This window comes from Duganella sp. GW821-FHT07G03 (genome assembly GCF_059418605.1).
Genome location: NZ_JBWKQE010000009.1, coordinates 132,334 through 152,925, shown reverse-complemented (window position 1 = coordinate 152,925; position 20,592 = coordinate 132,334). Strand labels below are relative to the sequence as shown.

At 61.7% G+C, this 20,592-nt stretch carries 22 protein-coding genes and 1 tRNA gene; 15 read left to right on the top strand and 8 right to left on the bottom strand.

Annotated features, from left to right (window positions below; all coding sequences use genetic code 11):
- Positions 1-205: 205 nt before the first annotated feature.
- Positions 206-1,507 (bottom strand): enoyl-CoA hydratase-related protein, encoded by a 1,302-nt coding sequence (locus AC07OK_RS14410; protein ID WP_494690944.1) that lies wholly within the window; start codon positions 1,505-1,507, stop codon positions 206-208.
- 17 nt (positions 1,508-1,524) lie between these two features.
- Positions 1,525-2,727, bottom strand: a complete 1,203-nt coding sequence (locus AC07OK_RS14405; protein ID WP_494690943.1) for an acetyl-CoA C-acetyltransferase — start codon at positions 2,725-2,727, stop codon at positions 1,525-1,527.
- A 109-nt stretch (positions 2,728-2,836) separates the two neighbouring features.
- On the opposite strand from AC07OK_RS14405, the gene AC07OK_RS14400 reads away from it, so the two are divergent.
- The 6 genes from AC07OK_RS14400 (at position 2,837) to AC07OK_RS14375 (ending at position 7,807) form a co-directional block, all read left to right on the top strand.
- The gene (locus AC07OK_RS14400; protein ID WP_494690942.1) at positions 2,837-3,997 is read left to right on the top strand and encodes an acyl-CoA dehydrogenase family protein; all 1,161 of its coding nucleotides are present in this window, start codon (positions 2,837-2,839) and stop codon (positions 3,995-3,997) included.
- Positions 3,994-5,670 carry an isovaleryl-CoA dehydrogenase gene (locus AC07OK_RS14395; RefSeq protein WP_494690941.1) on the top strand — a complete coding sequence of 559 codons (1,677 nt, stop codon included), beginning with the start codon at positions 3,994-3,996 and terminating at the stop codon, positions 5,668-5,670. Before AC07OK_RS14400 ends, AC07OK_RS14395 begins: the two co-directional genes overlap by 4 nt.
- A gap of 15 nt (positions 5,671-5,685) precedes the next feature.
- Positions 5,686-6,267, top strand: a complete 582-nt coding sequence (locus AC07OK_RS14390; protein ID WP_116990832.1) for a TetR/AcrR family transcriptional regulator — start codon at positions 5,686-5,688, stop codon at positions 6,265-6,267.
- 38 nt (positions 6,268-6,305) lie between these two features.
- A complete protein-coding gene (gene upp / locus AC07OK_RS14385; protein ID WP_494690940.1) occupies positions 6,306-6,956 on the top strand; it encodes a uracil phosphoribosyltransferase in 651 nt (216 codons plus the stop codon).
- Between the two features lie 5 nt (positions 6,957-6,961).
- Positions 6,962-7,318, top strand: coding sequence for an Hpt domain-containing protein (locus tag AC07OK_RS14380; protein ID WP_494690939.1), 357 nt, complete (start codon positions 6,962-6,964; stop codon positions 7,316-7,318).
- Between the two features lie 285 nt (positions 7,319-7,603).
- Complete coding sequence (locus AC07OK_RS14375) at positions 7,604-7,807, top strand: cold-shock protein (protein WP_020703630.1); 204 nt, start codon at positions 7,604-7,606, stop codon at positions 7,805-7,807.
- A gap of 86 nt (positions 7,808-7,893) precedes the next feature.
- Here the strand turns inward: AC07OK_RS14375 and AC07OK_RS14370 are convergent, their stop codons facing one another.
- Positions 7,894-8,805: a LysR family transcriptional regulator gene (locus tag AC07OK_RS14370; RefSeq protein ID WP_494690938.1), complete on the bottom strand. Its 912-nt coding sequence runs from the start codon at positions 8,803-8,805 to the stop codon at positions 7,894-7,896.
- A 200-nt stretch (positions 8,806-9,005) separates the two neighbouring features.
- Between AC07OK_RS14370 and aceB the strand changes: the two genes are divergently transcribed.
- Complete coding sequence (aceB, locus tag AC07OK_RS14365) at positions 9,006-10,604, top strand: malate synthase A (protein ID WP_494690937.1); 1,599 nt, start codon at positions 9,006-9,008, stop codon at positions 10,602-10,604.
- Positions 10,605-10,636: 32 nt separating this feature from the next.
- On the opposite strand, the gene gloB is transcribed toward aceB, so the two are convergent.
- The gene (gene gloB, locus AC07OK_RS14360) at positions 10,637-11,443 is read right to left on the bottom strand and encodes a hydroxyacylglutathione hydrolase (RefSeq protein WP_494690936.1); all 807 of its coding nucleotides are present in this window, start codon (positions 11,441-11,443) and stop codon (positions 10,637-10,639) included.
- 21 nt (positions 11,444-11,464) lie between these two features.
- On the opposite strand from gloB, the gene AC07OK_RS14355 reads away from it, so the two are divergent.
- From AC07OK_RS14355 to AC07OK_RS14340, 4 genes are all read left to right on the top strand, one after another.
- Complete coding sequence (locus tag AC07OK_RS14355; RefSeq protein WP_494690935.1) at positions 11,465-12,244, top strand: class I SAM-dependent methyltransferase; 780 nt, start codon at positions 11,465-11,467, stop codon at positions 12,242-12,244.
- The gene (rnhA, locus tag AC07OK_RS14350) at positions 12,237-12,677 is read left to right on the top strand and encodes a ribonuclease HI (RefSeq protein WP_217944627.1); all 441 of its coding nucleotides are present in this window, start codon (positions 12,237-12,239) and stop codon (positions 12,675-12,677) included. Before AC07OK_RS14355 ends, rnhA begins: the two co-directional genes overlap by 8 nt.
- Positions 12,678-12,730: 53 nt before the next feature.
- On the top strand, positions 12,731-13,447 hold the full coding sequence (gene dnaQ, locus AC07OK_RS14345) for a DNA polymerase III subunit epsilon (RefSeq protein ID WP_494690934.1): 717 nt from the start codon (positions 12,731-12,733) through the stop codon (positions 13,445-13,447).
- Positions 13,448-13,517: 70 nt separating this feature from the next.
- Positions 13,518-13,592 (top strand) — tRNA-Val (locus AC07OK_RS14340).
- 337 nt (positions 13,593-13,929) lie between these two features.
- Here AC07OK_RS14340 and AC07OK_RS14335 read toward each other — a convergent pair.
- Entirely contained in the window at positions 13,930-14,736 is an 807-nt protein-coding gene (locus AC07OK_RS14335; protein WP_494690933.1) for a DUF4118 domain-containing protein, read from the bottom strand.
- On the opposite strand from AC07OK_RS14335, the gene AC07OK_RS14330 reads away from it, so the two are divergent.
- A complete protein-coding gene (locus AC07OK_RS14330) occupies positions 14,735-15,613 on the top strand; it encodes an alpha/beta hydrolase (RefSeq protein WP_494690932.1) in 879 nt (292 codons plus the stop codon). The two genes, AC07OK_RS14335 and AC07OK_RS14330, sit on opposite strands and share 2 nt — an antisense overlap.
- A 155-nt stretch (positions 15,614-15,768) precedes the next feature.
- Here the strand turns inward: AC07OK_RS14330 and AC07OK_RS14325 are convergent, their stop codons facing one another.
- From AC07OK_RS14325 to AC07OK_RS14315, 3 genes are all read right to left on the bottom strand, one after another.
- Entirely contained in the window at positions 15,769-16,914 is a 1,146-nt protein-coding gene (locus tag AC07OK_RS14325) for a flagellin N-terminal helical domain-containing protein (protein WP_494690931.1), read from the bottom strand.
- 191 nt (positions 16,915-17,105) lie between these two features.
- Entirely contained in the window at positions 17,106-17,861 is a 756-nt protein-coding gene (locus tag AC07OK_RS14320; protein WP_494690930.1) for a hypothetical protein, read from the bottom strand.
- A 29-nt stretch (positions 17,862-17,890) separates the two neighbouring features.
- The gene (locus AC07OK_RS14315; protein ID WP_494690929.1) at positions 17,891-18,232 is read right to left on the bottom strand and encodes a hypothetical protein; all 342 of its coding nucleotides are present in this window, start codon (positions 18,230-18,232) and stop codon (positions 17,891-17,893) included.
- A 35-nt stretch (positions 18,233-18,267) separates the two neighbouring features.
- Here AC07OK_RS14315 and AC07OK_RS14310 point away from each other — a divergent pair, with 35 nt between their 5' ends.
- From AC07OK_RS14310 to AC07OK_RS14300, 3 genes are read left to right on the top strand one after another with little or no spacing between them, the layout of a single operon-like run.
- A complete protein-coding gene (locus tag AC07OK_RS14310; RefSeq protein ID WP_494690928.1) occupies positions 18,268-18,948 on the top strand; it encodes a phosphoribosylanthranilate isomerase in 681 nt (226 codons plus the stop codon).
- A 24-nt stretch (positions 18,949-18,972) separates the two neighbouring features.
- The gene (gene upp, locus AC07OK_RS14305) at positions 18,973-19,623 is read left to right on the top strand and encodes a uracil phosphoribosyltransferase (RefSeq protein WP_494690927.1); all 651 of its coding nucleotides are present in this window, start codon (positions 18,973-18,975) and stop codon (positions 19,621-19,623) included.
- Positions 19,624-19,632: 9 nt separating this feature from the next.
- Positions 19,633-20,541, top strand: coding sequence for an EamA family transporter (locus tag AC07OK_RS14300; protein WP_494690926.1), 909 nt, complete (start codon positions 19,633-19,635; stop codon positions 20,539-20,541).
- Positions 20,542-20,592: the final 51 nt, after the last annotated feature.

Below are 20,592 nucleotides of genomic sequence, written 5' to 3'. Positions count from 1 at the left end.
GAGGATCTAATCTTTCATTTTATGCATGTAACGTGGCTGCGCGAATCTTGCAAAACCAGAACGCAATGTATCACTGATGAGAGTGGAATTACATGAAAAATGACAACATCCGGGCTACTTTTACAGTTTTCTATTGAGTTGTGCTAAAAAATAGTGCTAGTGCATGGGGACGCACGGCTGTTTCGGGCAGCCGTGCGCGGGACAATCAGGCGTTGTTGCCGGCCGTTCCTGTGCGGCGCGTGCCGAGCTCGGCCGCGCGGTTGGCGTAGTGCGGCTGGCCGATGTAGTGGACAAAGTGAACCGCGCCGCCGGTGTGGGCAGGGAATCCGAACAGGCGCACGGAAACCAGGTCTGCTTCGTCGCTGCCGAGGGCGCCACGTCCGACCTGGTCCTGCGCCGTGATGGACAGCGCATACAACAGGCGGTCGCGGATCTCGGCCAGGCCGGGCGCCGATGTTGCGTCATCGGTGTGGGCCGGGGTGGCGGCGGTGTCGGGCGGTGGCGGCAGGCCGGCAGCGCGGACGGCGTTGCGCAGCAGCGCTTCCGGCACCGCTTCGGTGCGCACGGCGTGCACCTCTTCGGCGTAGCGCAGTTGCATTGCGGCGGACAGTTCCAGTGCCGCCTTGGACGCCAGATCGGCGCGGATCTGGCTCAGGCGCATCAGGTTGCGGGCGACGGGGCTGATCGCCGTCTGGCAGAAATAGCGGCTTTCGATCAACAGCGCGCTGTCGAAGTCGACCTGCAGGCCTTCGACCATGGCGCACAGGATGGCTTCCGGCGCCGGCGCGTGGCCGCCGGTGCGTTCGCGCAGCATGGCGGGCGCCACTTGCAGCAGGGTCTGCACAGATGGGGAGGCGAGGGCGCCGCCGGGCAGGCGAAAGCCCTTGACGTCCCACGGCTGCACGGCCGGCGCTTCGGCCGCCATGGTGCCGTGCACCAGTTCGGCCACTTCCTCTTCGTTGTCGGCCACGGCGTGCAGCAGGCCGGCGCGCAGCGCCTGGTCGGCCGTCAAGGTCGCGCCTTCCAGCAGCAGCGGCATGGCGGCCTGCAAGCCGGCCAGGCGCACGCTGCGGGCGATTTCGCCCGCCACTGGCGTCACGCCCAGATGCACTTGCGGCAGGCAGAACGTGGCGTCGTGCAGGCCGATGCGGTGATGGCAGGCCAGCGCCAGTCCCAGCGCATGGCCGCTGACGGCGCCGCCGAGCGTGGCGATCACCGGGATGCCCAGGCATTCCAGGCGCCGCAGCAGGGCGTTGTAGGCGCCCAGCATCTGCATGCAGTCGCCGGCCTGGGCCGTTGTCAGCGACATCAGGTGTTCCACTTCGTGGTCGGAATCGCCGGCGTCGGCGTGGAAGCCGATGATGACGCCGTGCAGTTCGCCGCGCTTGGCTTCCAGCTTGTCGATCAGCGCCGCCAGTTCGCGCTGGAACAGGCGGCTCAGTGGATTGATGGCGCGCGCGGCCAACATGACGGTGATGGCGCCGCCGTTTTGATGTGTGGTGATCATGATCATGTTCGTTCCGCTCAAACGCGTTCGATAATGGTGGCGATGCCCATGCCGCCGCCGACGCACAGGGTAATCAGGCCGCGCTTGAGTTCGCGGGCTTCCAGTTCGTCCAACAGGGTGCCGAGCAGCATGCAGCCGGTCGCGCCCAGCGGGTGGCCGAGCGCGATGGCGCCGCCGTTGACGTTGACCTTTTCCTCCGGCACGCCGAGCTCGGTCATGAAGCGCATGACCACCGAGGCAAAGGCTTCGTTCACTTCGAACAGGTCGATGTCGCCGATCTCCAGGCCGGCTTTGAGCAGCGCCTTGCGGGCGGCCGGCGCGGGGCCGGTCAGCATGATGGTCGGATCGGTGCCGGTGACGGCGGTGGCCAGCACGCGCGCGCGCGGCTTCAGCCCGAGCCGGTTGCCGGCGGCCTTGCTGCCGATCAGCGCCAGCGCGGCGCCGTCGACGATGCCGGACGAGTTGCCGGCCGTGTGGATGTGATCGACCCGCGCCAGCTGCGGATATTTGCGCAGGGCCACGCTGTCGAAGCCCATCCGGCCGGCCGCCTCGAACGAGGGTTTGAGGCCGCTCAGCGTTTCGATGGTGGTGTTGGGCTTGATGAATTCGTCTTCGGCCAGGATCAGCACGCCGTTCTGGTCGAGCACCGGCACCACCGAGCGGAAGCGGCCGGCGGCGCGCGCGGCGGCGGCCTTGTGCTGCGAACGCATGGCGTAGGCGTCGACCTGCTCGCGGGTGTAGCCGTCCAGCATGGCGATCAGGTCGGCGCCTATGCCTTGCGGCAGGAAATCGGTGTTGAGGCTGGTTTCCGGGTCGAGCGCCCAGGCGCCGCCGTCCGAGCCCATGGCCACGCGCGACATCGACTCGACGCCGCCGGCCACCACCAGGTCTTCCCAGCCGGAACGCACTTTCTGCGCCGCCAGGTTGACCGCTTCCAGGCCCGAGGCGCAGAAGCGGTTCAGTTGTACGCCCGCCACTTTCCAGTCCCAGCCGGCCGCCAGCGCGGCGATCTTGGCGATATCGGCGCCCTGGTCGCCGACTGGCGTGACGCAGCCGAGCACCACGTCATCGATCAATGCGGTGTCGAGTTTGTGGCGTGATTGCAGCTCGCGCATCAGGCCGGACAACAGCGTAATCGGCTTCACGCTGTGCAAACTGCCATCCTTCTTGCCCTTGCCGCGCGGGGTGCGGATGGCCTCGTACACATAGGCTTCGGTCATGGAATCTCCTTATCTGGACGAACATCATAGAGTGCAAACGACAACAAAGCAACTGCTTGCTTCGTGCTGGTATTTGCGCTAGTCTGACCTGATAAAAAGGGGACAGACCATGTTTGACAGCCACGAACATCAGCAATTACAACGCACACTGAAGCGCTTCATCGAGAGCGAGATCAATCCGCACGTGGATGAGTGGGAGGAAGCGGGCATATTTCCGGCCCACGCGCTGTTCCGCAAGATGGGCGAGCTCGGTTTGCTGGGCCTGACCAAGCCGGTCGAGTACGGCGGCCTGGGCCTCGACTACTCGTATTCGATGGCCATGGCCGAGACGTTGGGCCACGTCGACTGCGGCGCGATCCCGATGGCGATCGGCGTGCAGACCGATATGTGCACGCCAGCGCTGGCGCGTTTCGGCTCGGGCGCCTTGTGCCGCGAATTTTTGGCGCCCGCCATCAGCGGCGAGATGGTGGGCTGCGTCGGCGTCTCGGAAGCGCATGCGGGGTCCGACGTGGCGGCCATCAAGACCCACGCGCGCAAGGATGGCGGCGATTACATCATCAATGGCAGCAAGATGTGGATCACCAACAGCTTGCAGGCCGATTGGATGTGCGTGCTGGTCAATACCTCCGACGGCCCGGCGCACAAGAACAAGACGCTGGTGATGGTGCCGATGGACACGCCGGGCGTCTCGGTCGGCAAGAAGATCCGCAAGATCGGCATGAACGCCTCCGACACCGGCCTGATTTACTTCGACGAGGTGCGCGTGCCTCAGCGCCACGCCATCGGCGAGGAGGGGCAGGGCTTTGTCTACCAGATGTTGCAGTTCCAGGAGGAGCGGCTGTGGGCCGCCGCCAACGCGGTGCAGACGCTGGCCAACTGCATCGACCTGACGGTGGAGTGGGCGCGCGATCGCGCGATGTTTGGCGGCCGACTGCTGGACAATCAGCATATCTATTTCAAGCTGGCGGAATTGAAAACGGAAGTCGAGAGCCTGCGCGCACTGACCTATCGCGCCGGGCAGCTATATATTGGCGGGCAGGATGTGACGGAGTTGGCGTCGATGTGCAAGCTGAAGGCCGGGCGCCTGTTGCGCCAGGTGCCCGATGCGTGCATGCAGTTCTGGGGCGGTATGGGCTACAGTTGGGAGAACCGGGTGGCGCGCATGTTCCGCGACGGCCGCCTGACATCCATCGCCGGCGGCGCCGATGAAGTCATGTTGGGCATCATCGCCAAGCAGATGGGCATCCTGCCCAAGAAGGAGAAGAAATGAATCCATTCGATACGCATGAAGTGCGCAATACGGTTGCGCCGTTTGAAAACATTAACCTGTATGCGGCCGATCCGGCCTTGCAGGAGGCCTTGCTGCGCGAGGGGGGCGCTGCCGCCGCCGAGTCGCTGCACGCGCTAGGCGCGCAACTGGGCCGGGCCGAGGTGCTCGACCTGGCGCGGCTCGCCAATCTGCATACGCCCAAGCTGCATAACTTCGACCGCAGCGGCAAACGCGTGGACGAGGTGGAATTCCACCCGGCCTGGCATAGCCTGATGACGCTGTTGATCGGGAACGGCGCGCATGCGTCGCCGTGGTTGGGCGGGCCGGGCGCGCAGGTCGCGCGGGCGGCGCGCTACATGTTGTTCGGCCAATTGGAGAACGGCTCGCAATGTCCGGTGACGATGACGTATGCCTCCGTGCCGGCGCTGAAGCAGGCGCCGAAGATCGCCGCCAAGTGGCTGCCGAAAATCCTGTCGACCGAATATGATCCGCGCTCGCTGCCGGTGGAGCAAAAGCGCGGCGCCATTATCGGCATGGGCATGACGGAGAAGCAGGGCGGTTCCGACGTGCGTTCCAACACAACCAGCGCCGAACCTGTGCTGCCGGCCGATGCGCGCGCGATGTTCGGTGATGAGGGCGAGGACGTGTACCGCATTGTCGGCCACAAATGGTTCTTCTCGGCGCCCCAGAGCGATGCGCACCTGATCCTGGCGCAGACCGATGACGCGGGCAGCGCGGGATTGTCGTGCTTCTTCCTGCCGCGCTACCTGCCGGACGGCAGCCGCAACCAGATCCGTGTGCAGCGCTTGAAGGACAAACTGGGCAACCGCTCGAATGCGTCGTCGGAAGTCGAATTCACGGGCGCCTACGGCTGGTTGATCGGCAAGCCGGGGCGCGGCATTCCGACGATACTGGAAATGGGCAGCCACACCCGCCTCGATTGCGTGCTGGGTAGCGCAGGCACCATGCGCGCGGCGCTGACGCATGCGCTGCATCACGCGCGCGGACGCTCGGCGTTCGGCCGTCCGCTGTCCGAGCAGCCGCTGATGCAGAACGTGCTGGCCGACCTGGCGCTGGAATCGGAAGCGGCGACGGCCTTCGGCATGCGGCTGGCGCGCTGCTTCGACCAGGGCGACGATCCGGCGCAGGCGCTGCTGGCGCGCATCCTGACCCCGGCCGGCAAATACTGGATCTGCAAACGCGGCCCGGCCTTCGGCGCGGAGGCGATGGAGGTCATCGGCGGCAGCGGCTACGTGGAGGACGGCCCGCTGGCGCGCCTGTACCGCGAACTGCCCGTCAATTCGATCTGGGAAGGCTCCGGCAACGTCATGTGCCTTGACTTGCTGCGCGCCTTCGGCAAAACTCCTGCCGCGCGCGCAGCGTTGGCGGCCGAGCTGGCGTTGGCCGGCGAGTCCGATGCCGACTACCTCCGCTACACGCAAGCCTTGCTGGCCGATCTGGATCAGCCGCAGTCCGACGAATTCGGCGCCCGCGTGCTGGCCGAGCGCGTGGTGCTGGCGGTGCAGGCCTGCCTGCTGCTGCGACACGCGCCGGCGTATGTGTCGTCGGCGTTTGTCGCCTCGCGGCTGGCGCGCGAGCCGGGCGGCGCGTTCGGACGCTTGCCGGCGGGCGTGGATTGCGCCGCGATCCTGGCGCGGGCCCTTGTTGAATAAATTGGATAAACAGTTATGACGAATACAGCTCCTGTCGACAACCGCCGCGCCGATCTGGTGCGCGTGGCCGCGCGCCTGTTCCGCGAGCGCGGTTTCGACGGCACCACCACGCGCGACATCGCCGATGCGGTCGGCATGCGCTCCGGCAGTCCGTTCTATCACTTCAAGAGCAAGCAGGAGATCCTTGCCGCCGTGATGGAGGAGGGGCTGGTGGCGGGGCTGCCGGCCGCCGAGCAGATCGCCGCCGGCGAACTGCCGCCGCGCGCCAAGTTCCAGGCGCTGGTGCGCGCTCACCTGGAGATTGTGCTGGGCGAAGGCCACGACTTCATTCCGGTGCTGCTGTACGACTGGCGCCGCCTGACGCCGGAACTGCGCGAACGCGTGCAGGTGCTGCGCGACCGCTACGATCAACTGTGGCAGGACGTGGTGAACGAACTATCGGCCGCCGGCCTGCTGCGCAGCGACAGCGCGGTCGCCCGCCTGCTGCTGATGGGCGCCATTAACTACAGCGTGTTGTGGTACAAGCCGGGCCAGGGATCGAACCTGGACCAGATCGCGGAGGAGGCGGTCGCCATGTTTCTGGGACCTGAGGCCTAGTATAATAACCGGCACATACAGACTACAAAGAGCAAACAATGAAACAAGATCCGCGTTTTCCTAATCTGTTCATCACCGACCATCCGCTGATCCAACATAAACTGAGCCACATGCGCGCCAAGGATACGTCGACCCGTACCTTCCGCGACCTGCTCAAGGAAATCACGCTGCTCATGGGTTACGAGATCACGCGCGACCTGCCGCTGACCACCCGCACCATTGAAACTCCTTTGATGACCATAGCCGCACCGGTCATCGCCGGTCGCAAGCTGGCCATTGTTCCCATCCTGCGCGCCGGCATCGGCATGAGCGACGGCCTGCTGGACCTGGTGCCGTCGGCGCGCGTTGGCCACATCGGCGTGTTCCGCGACCCGGAAACCCACCAGCCGGTGGAATACCTGGTGCGCCTGCCGGACACGGTTGAACGTACCTTCATCCTGTGCGACCCGATGGTGGCGACCGGTAATTCGGCCGTGCACGCGGTGGACGTACTGAAAAAGCGCGGCGTGACCGACGAGCAGATCATCTTCCTGGCGCTGGTGGCGGCGCCTGAAGGCATCACGGTGTTCCAAAAAGCGCATCCTGGCGTGAAGATCTACTGCGCCTCGCTGGATTCCCACCTGAATGACCACGCTTACATCGTCCCAGGGCTGGGCGACGCCGGCGACCGCATCTTCGGCACCAAGTAATCATCATGACGATGCCTGACGATCCAGCCTTCCGTGCCCGCCTGGCGGCGTTGAGCGAAAAATTCGCCGCGACCGTGCCGGGCACGCTGGAGCGGATCACCCAGGCGCTCGCCGTCTGCAAGGCATCCGGGGCCGATTTGCCGCCGGATGCGCATCTGCATCAACTCCACGAATTGCTGCACGGCGTGGCCGGATCGGCCGGGACCTTTGGTTTTGCCGTGTTTGGCCAGCAAGCGCGGCGCATCGAGCACATGGTGCGCGGCGTATTGACCGACCACACAGGCTGGCCTGCGGTGATAACGGAAGTGGAAAAGCTGCTGATTTGGGCTTCCCGTGACGCGCAAGCAACAACTTACGAATAAGCGTGCGCTTGATCCACCTCAAGTCGCGTACTATTAAGTTGTCTACAGTGTTACATACGCCCGGATTTACGAGTGTTGAGCGTTGGAAAGTTATCCTTTTGGGCAGTTTTCTACCAAAAAAAGAATGGCTTTGCATTTATTTTCACGAAGACGTGCTTTTCTCTCGTAAATGGGTATAATGCGGGATCGTTTAGATTCAAGAGTAGTGCAGTTAGTCTGTCATTTCTTTCTTGCCTCAAACGATATCACGGGCGCAAGCCCAACTTAACTGAAATAGGAATTGTAATGGCAACTGGTATCGTAAAATGGTTCAATGATTCGAAGGGCTTCGGCTTTATCACCCCTGACGAAGGCGGCGAAGATCTGTTCGCTCACTTCTCGGCGATTCAGTCCGCAGGCTTCAAGTCGCTGCAAGAGAACCAACGCGTTTCTTTTGAAGTGACCGCTGGTCCTAAGGGCAAGCAAGCTTCGAACATTCAGCCAATCTAATACGCTGAATCTAACGAAATAAAGAAATCCTCGGTATCCGAGGATTTTTTTTCGTCCGCGTTTTTGTGCGGGCTGTCAAAACGACACTATTTCCAGGACTTGCGCCAGTAGTCCGGCTGCGCATACGTGTGCCGCAGGAAGTCCACGAAGGCGCGTATCCGCAGCGGCAAGTGACGGCGCTGCGCGAACACCGCGTAAATGTCGTTGCCGGGCGCGGCGTGTTCGTTCAACACCGTCTGCAGCTTGCCGGCCTCAATCTCATTGCCCACTTCCCACATCGAGCGCCACGCCAGGCCTTTGCCTGCCAGCGCCCAGTCGTGTAGCACCTGGCCGTCGTTGCTGCCCATGTTGCCGCCGACCTTCATCACCACGTTCTTACCATTGTCGCGGAAGGTCCAGCCTCGCTGGCTGCCTTCGCTGCTGATCGCCAGGCAGTTGTGCCTGGCCAGGTCGGCCAGCGTTTTCGGTTCGCCGTGGCGCTTGAGGTAGGAGGGCGCGGCCACCACCACCCGTTCGTTGTCGGCCAGCTTGACGCTGACCAGGTTGGAATCGGACAGGCTGGCGATGCGGATCGCGACATCGATGCCTTCGCCGACGATGTCGACCACGCGGTCGCTCATGTTGAGCGTGACGCTGACATCGCGGTGCTCGGTCAGGAAGGAGGGGATCAGCGGCGCCACGTGCTGGCGGCCGAATCCGGCCGGGGCCGAGATCATCAGGTGGCCCGTGGCGTGCGCGCTACGTTCGGCGACGGCGGTTTCGGCTTCCTCCAGTTCGGCCAGGATGCGCTGGCAATCTTCCAGGAAAGCCGCGCCTTCGTTGGTCAACGCCAGTTTGCGCGTGGTGCGTTGCAAAAGTTTGACACCCAGACGGCTCTCCAGCGCGTCCAGGCGGCGGCCTATCATGGCGGGCGCGATGCCCTCGGCCCGCGCGGCGGCCGACAGGCTGCCCTTGGACACTACTTCTACGAAGGTGGAAATCTGTCTGAATTGACCCATGGAAAGCCTAGCCCGTCATTTGTGATAAAAACGCATAGATGATGTGATTTTTAGTCTCGTTTGCATAACTTATTAGTGAATATACTGTAAAACATATCAAGGCGTAACTGAGTCCGCACACTAAAAGAATCAGCGTGCAACAAGAAGGCCAGTGCTTATAATTTGATCTTGTAGTTAATATTTTCTTTCGGAGAGACCTCATGACGCAGTCCACCATCAATCTGCCGGCAGGCATGGAAATCACGGGCGAGATCAAGCCTGGCTACGAAAACATCCTGACCACCGAGGCACTGTCGCTGGTGGTCAAGCTGACCCGCGAGTTCGAGGCTCGCCGTCAACAATTGCTGGCCGTGCGCGTCGAGCGCGCCAAGCGCCTGGACGCCGGCGAGCGTCCCGACTTCCTGGCTGAGACCGCGCACATCCGCGCCGGCGACTGGAAGATCGCCCCGATTCCGAAGGCGCTGGAATGCCGCCGTGTGGAAATCACCGGCCCGGTCGAGCGCAAGATGGTCATCAACGCCTTCAACTCGGGCGCCGACAGCTACATGACCGACTTCGAAGATTCGAACACGCCGAACTGGGACAACCAGATCACCGGCCAGATCAATATGTTCGACGCGGTGCGCCGCACCATTTCGCTGGAGCAGAACGGCAAGTCCTACAAGCTGAACGACAAGATCGCTACCCTGGTGGTGCGCCCGCGCGGCTGGCACCTGGACGAGAAGCACGTGCTGGTTGACGGCAAGCGCATCTCCGGCGGCATCTTCGACTTCGCGCTGTTCATGTTCCACAACGCCAAAGAGCAGCTGGCGCGCGGCGCCGGTCCTTACTTCTACCTGCCGAAGATGGAATCGCACCTGGAAGCGCGCCTGTGGAACGACATCTTCGTGATGACGCAAAACGAACTGGGTCTGCCGCAGGGCACGATCAAGGCCACCGTGCTGATCGAGACCATCCTGGCCGCCTTCGAGATGGACGAGATCCTGTACGAACTGCGCGAGCACAGCTCGGGCCTGAACGCCGGCCGTTGGGACTACATCTTCTCGTGCATCAAGAAGTTCAAGCTGGACAAGGATTTCTGCCTGGCCGACCGCGCCAAGGTGACGATGACCGCGCCGTTCATGCGTGCCTACGCCTTGCTGCTGTTGAAGACCTCCCACAAGCGCAACGCGCCGGCGATCGGCGGCATGGCTGCGCTGATTCCGATCAAGAACGATCCTGAGAAAAACGAAGTCGCCATGGGCGGCGTGCGCAACGACAAGGCGCGCGACGCCACCGACGGCTACGACGGCGGCTGGGTTGCCCACCCTGGCCTGGTGGAGCTGGCGATGACCGAGTTCACCAAAGTGCTGGGCGACAAGCCCAACCAGATCGACAAGCAACGTCCGGACATCGACGTCACCGCCGCGCAGCTGCTGGACTTCAAGCCGGAAGCGCCGATCACCGAAGCGGGCCTGCGCTACAACATCAACGTCGGCATCCACTACCTGGGCAGCTGGCTGGCCGGCAACGGTTGCGTGCCTATCCACAACCTGATGGAAGATGCGGCCACGGCGGAAATCAGCCGTTCGCAAGTGTGGCAGTGGATTCGCTCGGACAAGGGCGTGCTGGAAGACGGCCGCAAAGTGACCGCCGATATGGTGCGCGCGATGATCAAGGAAGAACTGGTCAAGGTGCAGCGCGATGCGCCGGGCGGCGACGGACCGACCTACGTGCGCGCCGGTCTCATCTTCGAAGAGATGTCAACCTCGTCCGAGTTCGCAGAGTTCCTGACGCTGCCGCTGTACGAAGAGATCTAAAAAAATCAACGGCCCGCAAGGGCCGTTTTCAATTAGAAGTCATTTTTCCACAAGCGCAGCGCGGTGAAGGTGGCCAGCGGGGTATCGATGCGGTCCAGCCGTCCGGCCTGCACCAATTGTTCGGCGATGGCCGCCTCGCGGTAGCGCAGGAAGGGATTGGTGGCCTTTTCCACGCCTATCGTGCTCGGCACCGTCGGCAGATTGTGCTCGCGCTTGTCGGTCTCTAGCTTCACCCTTTCCTGCAGGGCCACATTGTCCGGCTCCACCACGCGCGCGAAGCGCAGGTTGGAGAGCGTATATTCGTGGGCGCAGTAGACCTTGGTATCATCGGGCAGTGCGGCCAGTTTGCCCAGTGAGCTGATCATCTGGGCCGGCGTGCCTTCGAACAGGCGGCCGCAGCCGCCGGCAAACAATGTGTCGCCGCAGAACAGCCAGGTCGGCGCGTCGTCGGACGCTTCGCGCACATAGGCGATGTGGCCCATGGTGTGGCCGGGCACGTCGAGCACCGACAGCCGCAGCGGCAGGCCGGGCACGTCGAACACCTTGCCTTCGCCGACCGGCAATGTGACTGCGGCGATGGTCTCGTTGCGCGGACCATAAACGGGAACCTGATAATGCTGTAATAATTCAGGGACGCCGCCAATATGGTCAGCGTGGTGATGGGTGAGTAGAATGGCGGTGAGCTTGAGTCCGTTTGCTGCGAGCGCTGCCCGGATGGGCTTGGCGTCGCCGGGGTCGACTGCGACGGCGTGGACGCCGTCATGGATCAGCCACAGATAGTTGTCGTGGAAAGCGGGAACCGTCAGAACACTGAGTGCTTGAGTAGATGAATTGGTCATTGGATCGCAAAAAGGCTAGGCATGGACAAGGCAGGATCTGAGAAATCCATTATAGCGCTGGAAGGCTGGCTGCAAACGCCCGCCGGTGTGTACTTGCGTGAGTGGGAACAAACCTGTCTCGATAATTTAACAGCTGATATCTTCGGATTCAACGCGGTGCAGATCGGCATGCCTCAAATCGATGCACTGGCCGCCAACCGCATGCCGTACAAGTTGCTGGTCGACCGCAAAGTGCGCGCCGTCGCCGATGCCGCGCAGCGGCCGGTGTCGCTGACGCTCGATTGCACCGAGCTGCCGTTCGCATCGCAATCCATCGATCTGGTGGTGCTGCCGCATGTACTGGAGTTTTCCACCGATCCGCACCAGGTGCTGCGCGAAGTCGAGCGGGTGCTGATCCCGGAAGGGCAGGTCATCATCTGTGGCTTCAACCCGGCCAGCCTGTGGGGCGCGCGCCACGTGTTGCGGCGCGTCGGCGGCACCTCCTTCCTGCCACGCACGGAGGAGTTGATCTCTATGCCGCGCATGAAAGACTGGTTAAAATTATTGAATATGGGAGCAAGCCAGAGTCACTTCGGCTGCTATGCGCCGGCCTGCCGCACAGAAAAGTGGCTGCATCGCTACGCATTCATGGATAATGCCGGGCCGCGCTGGTGGCCCTACCTGGGCGGCGTCTATATCGTGCAGGCGATCAAGCGCGTGAAGGGCATGCATTTGATCGGTCCGGCTTGGACCAAAAAAACGGCGTCGGCCCCCGCGGTCGTCCCGGCAACAAATAAAAGGCGGGAACAGCAGGATGGATAAGGTAGAGATTTTTACGGACGGCGCATGCAAGGGTAATCCCGGCCTCGGCGGCTGGGGCGCGTTCCTGGTGGCCGAAGGCGCCGAGAAGGAAATTTGCGGCGGCACCCGCGACACCACCAACAATCGCATGGAATTGCAGGCGGTGATCGAAGCGCTCAACGCGCTCAAGCGCCCGTGCATGGTCACGCTGCACACCGACAGCCAGTATGTGCAAAAAGGCATCAGCGAATGGATACACGGCTGGAAGGCGCGCGGCTGGAAGACCGCCGCCAGGGAGCCGGTCAAGAACGAGGACCTGTGGCGCGCGCTGGACGCCGCGCAAGCCATGCACACCGTCGAATGGCGCTGGGTGCGCGGCCACAACGGCCATCCGGGCAATGAGCGGGCCGACATGTTGGCCAATCGCGGCGTCGAACTGGCACGCGGCCGTTGAACGGCAGCGGCCTGTTATACTCCCCAGTCCAGTTGTAGCCACCACAGAACACTATGCGCCAAATCGTACTCGATACCGAAACCACCGGTATCAACCCCAAGCTGGGCAACCGCGTCATCGAGATCGGTTGCGTCGAGCTGAATAACCGCATGCTGACGGGGAATAACTTCCACGTCTACATCAATCCGGAACGCGAGTCGGAAGAGGGCGCGCTCAACGTCCACGGCCTGACCACGGAGTTCCTGAGCGATAAGCCGAAATTCCACCAGATCGTCGAAAATCTGCGCGCCTACATCCAGGGCGCCGAGGTCATCATTCACAATGCGCCGTTCGATCTGGGTTTCCTGAATCACGAGTTCAAGCTGTTGAACCTGCCGGACTTTTCCAGCCACATCGGCGGCGTGATCGACACGCTGGTGCAGGCCAAGGAACTCCATCCGGGCAAGCGCAACTCGCTCGATGCGTTGTGCGACCGCTATGGCGTGTCGAACTCGCACCGCAAGCTGCACGGCGCGCTGCTCGATGCGGAGCTGCTGGCCGACGTCTACCTGTCGATGACGCGCGGGCAGAACAGCCTGGGCATGGATGCGGAAGAGGAAGTGGTGGCCGGCGCCGAGCTGCTGGAGCCGGTGCCGCTGGCCGATATCATCTTCCTGCCGGCCTCGGACGACGAGCTGGCGGCGCATGCGGCCACGCTGGCGGGCCTGGACAAGGCCGTCAAAGGCCAGTGCATCTGGACCGCGACGATCGCTCCGCCGGCGGTTGCATAAGAAATCGATAGAATTTTCGCCTTCGGCCTTCCCCTCTGGGCAGGTTGTATGCGATAATTCGCCCCGCTTCGGGAGGTTAGCTCAGGGGTAGAGCACTGCATTCACACTGCAGGGGTCGCAAGTTCGAAACTTGCACTTCCCACCAGAATTTATCAAGAAAATCAAAGGCCTGCGTCAATCTGATGCGGGCCTTTTTTCTTGTGGCAGCCGAAAGTACGGAAAAGTACGGAGTCTTGATTAAATTTCCCATTTGTATACTTGGGTATTGTGTGAGAAAACCAGCAGGATGTTTTGTGACAGGGGTTTGGTACGCGCCATATTACTTACCCTTTTAGCGCAGCATCGGCGCTGGAATCTCATAAACGGACTGTTACATGTGCTCCCGATACGACGTCCGTTTCGCCAAGATTTCCCCTGATAAAATAGTATTGAAAGAAGTCAGTGCCAATGGAGGGAGACCGGACTGCCGGCCGACTATCCATTTACTCAACATTATTTGCGACTAATACAGTCATTCGCCAGTGCTGTCGGTAGTGAATAGTCCACAATATGCCGTCTACCCAGTGATAATCATTCAATGCAGTTTTAACGCGAAAACGAAGTACTTTCTTGCTGCCAACTGGCAAATATTCCGCCTGCTCAAACTCGCGCCGCATCATCGCATCCTCATCAGGGTGGATCATTGTATGCCATTCCAAATTCGTATCCTCCCCATCTTCTCCTCCAGTAATGCGATGCCATGCCGGCATCCGATACGGCGGATGCCCAAATGGCATTAGCAGAAGGATCTGGTCCATCGCGGCAAAGGAGGAGGTTACTTCTTTGACAAAAGCATGACTTTTGCGTTGCTGAAATAGCAGTTGGTTGTAGACTTCCAATAAGGATCGACGTTGCGAGTTAACTACATTGAGCATCAATTTTGTTGAGTAATGCGAACGTCGAAGATACTCAAGCAAAAGTATGGTGATTATTGCTATGATGAGGTTGCTGGCCATGGCGATGAAATCATCGCCTGTCGGTATCGATAGGGTGCCGTAGGGTTCTATGAAAAAATATAAGCCCAATGACATCCCTATGATTAAGCTCACAAATGCCGCGGCAACGCCAAAAAAAAATTCCGTGACAATGCTGGCAATAACAAAAAAGAGAAATGGCACATGCGGTTCAATAATGGGATGAAGAATTTTTCTTAGGGCAAGGGCGGCCAACGTTAATAGCAGGCCGACACCAAGCCGAAAAACGGGTGTTCCGGTGGTCCATTTTTTAGAATTTTTGTTTAGGTAAGACATGTCATTCACTCCAATCGAAACCAATAATCGTCAAGCTGGCCATGTGGTCATATTGCTTCATGGGCTAGCCAGCAGCTCCCTTGAAGTAGCCCGTTTAGGAAAATATTTGACCAACAATGGACTCGCGACGTACGAGCCAAATATTACAGGGTTTTGCTATGGTCAACCATGTAGTAAGTGGCGCGAGTGGATCGATGAAATACGCCGTGAGTATCGTCGCCTGTCGGAAATCTACCAGACCGTCTCAATTGTCGGGGTTTCTATGGGAGCGACGTTGGCATTGGCCGTGGCGGCAGAGGAAGATGGCATAGCTGGCTTGGTACTGCTGTCGGCAGCGATTGCTTATGACGGCTGGGCAATTCCTTGGTACCGTTCCTTCCTGTCAATCGCTCGCCATTTTTCCTGGGCCAAAAATTATAAGTACCGCGAACGAGAGCCTTTCGGCGTTAAAAATCCTGAGATGAGAGCTAGAATCAAAAAAGCCATCTTATCTAGCGAAACCTCGGAGGCGGGTGGGGCTTACATCGGCTTTGATCATGTAAATCAGGCGGATGAATTGATTGTTCATGTGCGAAAGAGCGTTGATCTTGTGACCTGTCCGACTTTGATCATTCATGCGACAGAAGATGAAACCGTTAGTCCACGCAACGCTGACTGGCTGATGGAACATATCAGTTCGAGAAGAAAAAAAGTTATCTTTCTTGGCCAGAGCTATCACATGATTACCATTGATAATGAATACGAATTTGTTTTCCATGAATCCGAATCGTTTATTAAATCAGCTATCAATGCGCTCTCTCCCAAGATGGTATTTGAGCAACCTGATGTCATCAGCAAGGCCCTGCAGCGCGCAATCAGGCGGAGGGGGGATCGGTAGTTGTCAATATCTCTCCTTCTTAGGGCGCCACTGATTTAATCAGTCCCGCGTGGCCCTGCTAGCCGGTAAGCTGTCGCAATATCGCTTCCATTCCTCGTGAGAACTGATGATGCAATCGAGCTGTTTGGATGACGTGGCACGTGGCCATGAAGCGCTCATTTGAGCAGCGACATTAGCAGGGACGCGATGCTGTTGCTGGCCCGTAGCATGGCGCTGCCGGTCTTCATCAGCAATTGATTGCTGACCATCTCGGCGCTTTCCTGTGCGAAATCGGTGTCCATGATGCGGCCAGTCGCCTGGACGGTATTGGCGCTCATATTGGCCAGATTGCTGTCCGAATGGCTCAGCCGACTGGTCGTGGCGCCCAGGCTGGAGCGCACAGCGACGATCGCGTCCAGCGCCTGGTCTAGTTTATCGATGGAGGCGGAGGCCGCCGACGCGATGACGAGGTCGGTGCCGCCGCCTTTGACCAGAACGCCGAAGGTATCGTAAGTGGTCGAGGCCGCGTGCAGCGCGGTATGCATATTGCTCAGCAAGGGGGTTAGGTTATAGGCCAGCACCTCGTTGGAGGAGGCGCCAATCTGGAACGAGACCGGGCGGGAAAACTTGCCGTCGACCGCCAGCGCCGTCGCCACTGCGGCGGCGTAGTCCTGGGCGTCGGTGGAGGCGAGCGCGGCGACGCTGGCGGTATCGGCCGCCGCGGCGGCCACGCCCAGGGTGCTGGCGACCGCCGCCAGCGTGGCCGGCGTCGGTCCGGCGGCGTTGGCGGCGACGGCGGCGTTGTAGGCGGCCACGGCGGCCGCGTGCGCGGCGGCCGCGCTGGCGGCGTTGGCGACCGCGTTGGCGGTCGCCGCCAGCACGCCCGCCCGCTCCGCCGCCGTGTCGCCCAGCAGCAGCTTGCTGCCGCCGAAGGTGGTCGCGCTGGAAATATTGCTCAACTCGTGACTAAGCGCGGTGTATTCGGCCTGCATCGCGACGCGGTCGCCGCCGGTGACCGAGCCGTCGGCGGCCTGTATGGCCAAATCCTTCATGCGGATCAGGATGGCGCCGCTCTCGTCGAGCGCGCCGTCGGCCGTCTGCAGGATGGAAATGGCATTCTGGATATTATTCCGCGCCACCGCCATGCCATGGGTCTGCGAGGCCAGTCGGGTAGCGATCTGCAAGCCTGCCGCGTCGTCGCGCGCCGAGTTGACGCGGTAGCCGCTGCCCAGCCGCGTCATGGCGACCGCCATCCTGCTCTCCACGTGGAGCAGGGCGGTTTGCGCGGACAGCGAGGCGGCGTTGGTGTGTAGGCTCAGCATGCGGCGATTGATGCGGCTTCAGGCCCGTCCCTGTGCATTCCGGACGAGGGCGGGGTTCAAATGCGATGGTCGCGACCTGATCTTCCTCTTGTTCAGGACGAGGTTCAACTTTACCAGTTGTGTTCCCGCTTGTGGCGATCCTATAGCTCTGCGGCAAAATTCACCGGGCGCGCGGCAACAGGCCCGCCGGATCAGGGGCCGCCGCGTTCCTCAATCCCGTATTTGAGCTTGAGCGCCTGAAGCAGCGGGCGCTCGCGCCGCAAAAAAGCGTCGAATTCGCTCAATACCTCGTCGTGGCGCAGGGTCGACAGGCTGAAATCGCTGCGCGCGTGCGGCAGGCCCGGATCGAATACCAGGCCACCCGGCGTCTTCAGCTCCTCCGCCAGCAGGTAGTTGGCGACATCGACATTGATGTACACGGCGTCGATATGGTTGGCCAGCGCATGCCTGAGCAAGCCCTCGAAGCCGCTGCTGGTGCTGAGCGTGATGGCCTTGCTGTCGATCGCCGGCAGATAGGGCCAGGGAGTAAAGCCCAGCACCGTGCCCAGCGACTTGATCTGGCGCAGCGCCCGCCCTTTGTTCTGGGGCAGGACCATCGCCCCCTCATCCGAGGTGACCAGCGTCGCGCTGTAACGAATCCTGGCGGCGCCGCGCAGTTCCTCCCGCCATTTGGGATTGTCGGGGTATTTGAAGTCGAGCGTGCGCTCCTTCAGGAAGGCGACATACAGGCGGTTGACCGGCAAGGGGACATAACGGAAGACATAGCCTTTTTCCTTGGCGAACATGTCCAGCACTTCGCGCGCGAAGCCGCCGAAGGCGTTGCCATTGCTGGTCGTATGCAGGGGGTAGTATTGCAGGTCCTCGACCCCGATCGTGTAGCTTTTGAGCGGCGCGCCGTCAGCCGCGGCGGCGCCGGCCATGGCGACCGCCAACAGGGAGGTCAGCACCCGGCTCACCCGTGCTGTGATTGCATGCCTCAAGCCTGGCCCCCCTTGGCATCGCCCAAGTATTTGCGATAGATCGCGTCGAAGCGGCCGGTCTCCGTCAATGGCTTGAGTCCCGGGTTGAAATCATGCCTGCGTGAATGTTTACTTTTACTCCGATTTTTAATGCCGATCAATATGCCAAGGGCAATTTCGGAAAATTTCAACGGCAGGCGGCGCGCGCCGCCTGCGCCGAAACCTGCCCCTTCCGGCGTCAACCTAGCAGCTTTGCTAGTGATATCAAACACCGTTTTTTGATTTAATGCCTTCCAACGCGACGCACTTCGAGACCGATAAACGGCTCGGCGGCGACAGCGCGCATAGAGCGTATCCAATCATTTTCCCCACCCACCAAGAAAGACGAACCACCATGAAAAACCTAGTTCAAGTCGCCGGTATCATCGATGCTGAAGAAGCCAAACTGTTGTCCGCCGAGGGTGTGGACTGGCTGGGCTTCCCGCTGCGTCTGCCATCGGGCAAGGACGACATCTCCGAGTCCGCCGCGATCAAGATCATTTCCACCCTGAACACCCCACAAGCGGGCGTGCTGATCAGCTACCTGACCGACGCCGACGAAGTCAGCGCCTTCTGCACCGAACTGGGCGTGACGGCGGTGCAGCTGCACGGCGACGTCGAAGTCGAACAGCTGCGCAAGCTGAAGGCCAAGCGTCCCGACCTGTACGTGCTGAAAAGCCTGGTGGTCCGCGAAGACAACGCCGAGGAGCTGCTGGCCCTGGTCGACCAGTGCGCCGACGCGGTCGACATGTTCATCACCGACACCTACAACCCGGCCACCGGCGCCAAGGGTGCGACCGGCCTGACCCATGACTGGTCGGTCAGCGCCGAACTGGTGCGCCGCTCGCCCAAGCCGCTGATGCTGGCCGGCGGCCTGACGCCGGACAACGTCGCCGCCGCCATCCGCCAGGTGCGTCCGGCCGCCGTCGACGCCCACACCGGTCTGGAAGGCCCGAATGGCCGCAAGGACCTGGAGAAGACCCGCCGCTTCGTGGCCGAGGCCCGCCGCGCGTTCAACGAAATCGAGGCCGCGTAAGCGGCGCGGAAAGGAGGGCCAGTCATGTTCAATGCATCTGCCGTTCACGTTCTACCGCAAACCAACCAGTTGCGCGCGCTGCATTCCATCATCCGCGACAAGAGTGCCAGCCAGGAGGACTTCGTGTTCTATTCGAACCGGATCATCCGGCAATTGCTGGAAACCGGCATGAACCTGCTGCCTTTCCAACCGCGCCAGGTGACCACGCCGATCGGCGCCAGCTACGACGGGCTGGAATTGGCCGTCAAGCTGTGCGGCGTCTCGGTGATACGGGCCGGGGAAAGCATGGAGCCGGAATTGCGGGCCATGTATCCGGGCCTGCGCATGGGCAAGATCCTGATCCAGCGCGACAAGCAGACCAAGCTGCCCGACCTGCTGTACTCGCATCTGCCGCCGGACATCGGCGAGCGCCATGTGCTGTTGCTGGAGCCGATGCTGGCCACCGGCGGTTCGGCCCTGGTGGCGATCGATGTCTTGCTGAAGGCCGGGGTGCCGGAGGAGCACATCATCTTCGTCAACCTGCTGGCGGCGCCGGTCGGCCTGCAGCGCCTGCTCGACGCCCACCCCAAACTGCGCGTGGTCACCGCCTCGGTCGAGCAGGAACTGACCGACCAGGCTTACATGATCCCGGGCATCGGCGACTTCGGCGACCGCTATTTCGGCACCGCGCGCTAGGAGAAGACGATGAAAAAGCACACATTGATGTTCGATTCGCTGCTGACCGCGCTCGCTCCGGCCATCTGGGGCAGCACGTATCTGATCACAACCGAACTGCTGCCACCGGGTAGGCCGCTGCTGGCCGCGGTGCTGCGAGCATTGCCCGCCGGCCTGATTTTGCTTGCGATCGGTCGCAAGCTGCCGGCGGGCGCGTGGTGGTGGAGGGCGTTGGTACTGGGCGTGCTGAACATCGGTGCGTTCTTTTACTTCCTGTTCGTCGCCGCCTACCACCTGCCGGGCGGGGTGGCGGCGCTGGTGATGTCGATCCAGCCCATGATCGTGCTGCTGTTGGGGCTGGGCCTGCTGGGCGAGAGGATACGTCCGGCCCAGGTGCTGGCCTGCGTGGTGGGCGCGCTCGGGATCGCCCTGCTGGTGCTGAAACCGGCCGCCAGGCTGGACGGCATCGGCATTCTGGCCGGGCTGGCCGGCGCCACCTGCATGGCGGCCGGCATCGTGCTGACCAAGCGCTGGGGCCGTCCGGAGGGAGTGAGCGTGCTCAACTTCACCGGCTGGCAGCTGGTGGTGGGCGGCGCCGTGCTGGTGCCGGTCGCCGTGCTCACCGAGGGCTTGCCCCCCGCGCTGACCGGCGCCAACTGGCTGGGTTTCGCCTACCTGGGCATCGTCGGCGCGCTGTTCGCCTACATGGTCTGGTTCCGCGGCATCCAGCGTTTGCCAGCCTTGACAGTGTCCTTCCTGTCGTTCGCCAGCCCTTTGATGGCCGCTTTGCTGGGATACGTTTTCCTCGGTCAAAGCTTCAGCCTGACGCAAATGCTGGGCGCGGGCGCGGTGATCGCCGCCGTGGTGATCGTGCAACCGCGCCGGCCGGCGGCGCCCGCCGCGCGGGGCGCTGGCTTGGCCAGGGCGCCGGCCAAATAAGCGATCCCACCCGCAACAACCGGAGGCGGGCCGGTGCCACGCACCGCGCCT

Bases quoted from the DNA above. Each gene is read 5' to 3' on its own strand.
- AC07OK_RS14410 (WP_494690944.1), bottom strand. From the start codon at position 1,507: ATGATCACCACACATCAAAACGGCGGCGCCATCACCGTCATGTTGGCC.
- AC07OK_RS14405 (WP_494690943.1), bottom strand. From the start codon at position 2,727: ATGACCGAAGCCTATGTGTACGAGGCCATCCGCACCCCGCGCGGCAAG.
- AC07OK_RS14400 (WP_494690942.1), top strand. From the start codon at position 2,837: ATGTTTGACAGCCACGAACATCAGCAATTACAACGCACACTGAAGCGC.
- AC07OK_RS14395 (WP_494690941.1), top strand. From the start codon at position 3,994: ATGAATCCATTCGATACGCATGAAGTGCGCAATACGGTTGCGCCGTTT.
- AC07OK_RS14390 (WP_116990832.1), top strand. From the start codon at position 5,686: ATGACGAATACAGCTCCTGTCGACAACCGCCGCGCCGATCTGGTGCGC.
- upp (WP_494690940.1), top strand. From the start codon at position 6,306: ATGAAACAAGATCCGCGTTTTCCTAATCTGTTCATCACCGACCATCCG.
- AC07OK_RS14380 (WP_494690939.1), top strand. From the start codon at position 6,962: ATGACGATGCCTGACGATCCAGCCTTCCGTGCCCGCCTGGCGGCGTTG.
- AC07OK_RS14375 (WP_020703630.1), top strand. From the start codon at position 7,604: ATGGCAACTGGTATCGTAAAATGGTTCAATGATTCGAAGGGCTTCGGC.
- AC07OK_RS14370 (WP_494690938.1), bottom strand. From the start codon at position 8,805: ATGGGTCAATTCAGACAGATTTCCACCTTCGTAGAAGTAGTGTCCAAG.
- aceB (WP_494690937.1), top strand. From the start codon at position 9,006: ATGACGCAGTCCACCATCAATCTGCCGGCAGGCATGGAAATCACGGGC.
- gloB (WP_494690936.1), bottom strand. From the start codon at position 11,443: ATGACCAATTCATCTACTCAAGCACTCAGTGTTCTGACGGTTCCCGCT.
- AC07OK_RS14355 (WP_494690935.1), top strand. From the start codon at position 11,465: ATGGACAAGGCAGGATCTGAGAAATCCATTATAGCGCTGGAAGGCTGG.
- rnhA (WP_217944627.1), top strand. From the start codon at position 12,237: ATGGATAAGGTAGAGATTTTTACGGACGGCGCATGCAAGGGTAATCCC.
- dnaQ (WP_494690934.1), top strand. From the start codon at position 12,731: ATGCGCCAAATCGTACTCGATACCGAAACCACCGGTATCAACCCCAAG.
- AC07OK_RS14330 (WP_494690932.1), top strand. From the start codon at position 14,735: ATGTCATTCACTCCAATCGAAACCAATAATCGTCAAGCTGGCCATGTG.
- AC07OK_RS14335 (WP_494690933.1), bottom strand. From the start codon at position 14,736: ATGTCTTACCTAAACAAAAATTCTAAAAAATGGACCACCGGAACACCC.
- AC07OK_RS14325 (WP_494690931.1), bottom strand. From the start codon at position 16,914: ATGCTGAGCCTACACACCAACGCCGCCTCGCTGTCCGCGCAAACCGCC.
- AC07OK_RS14310 (WP_494690928.1), top strand. From the start codon at position 18,268: ATGAAAAACCTAGTTCAAGTCGCCGGTATCATCGATGCTGAAGAAGCC.
- upp (WP_494690927.1), top strand. From the start codon at position 18,973: ATGTTCAATGCATCTGCCGTTCACGTTCTACCGCAAACCAACCAGTTG.
- AC07OK_RS14300 (WP_494690926.1), top strand. From the start codon at position 19,633: ATGAAAAAGCACACATTGATGTTCGATTCGCTGCTGACCGCGCTCGCT.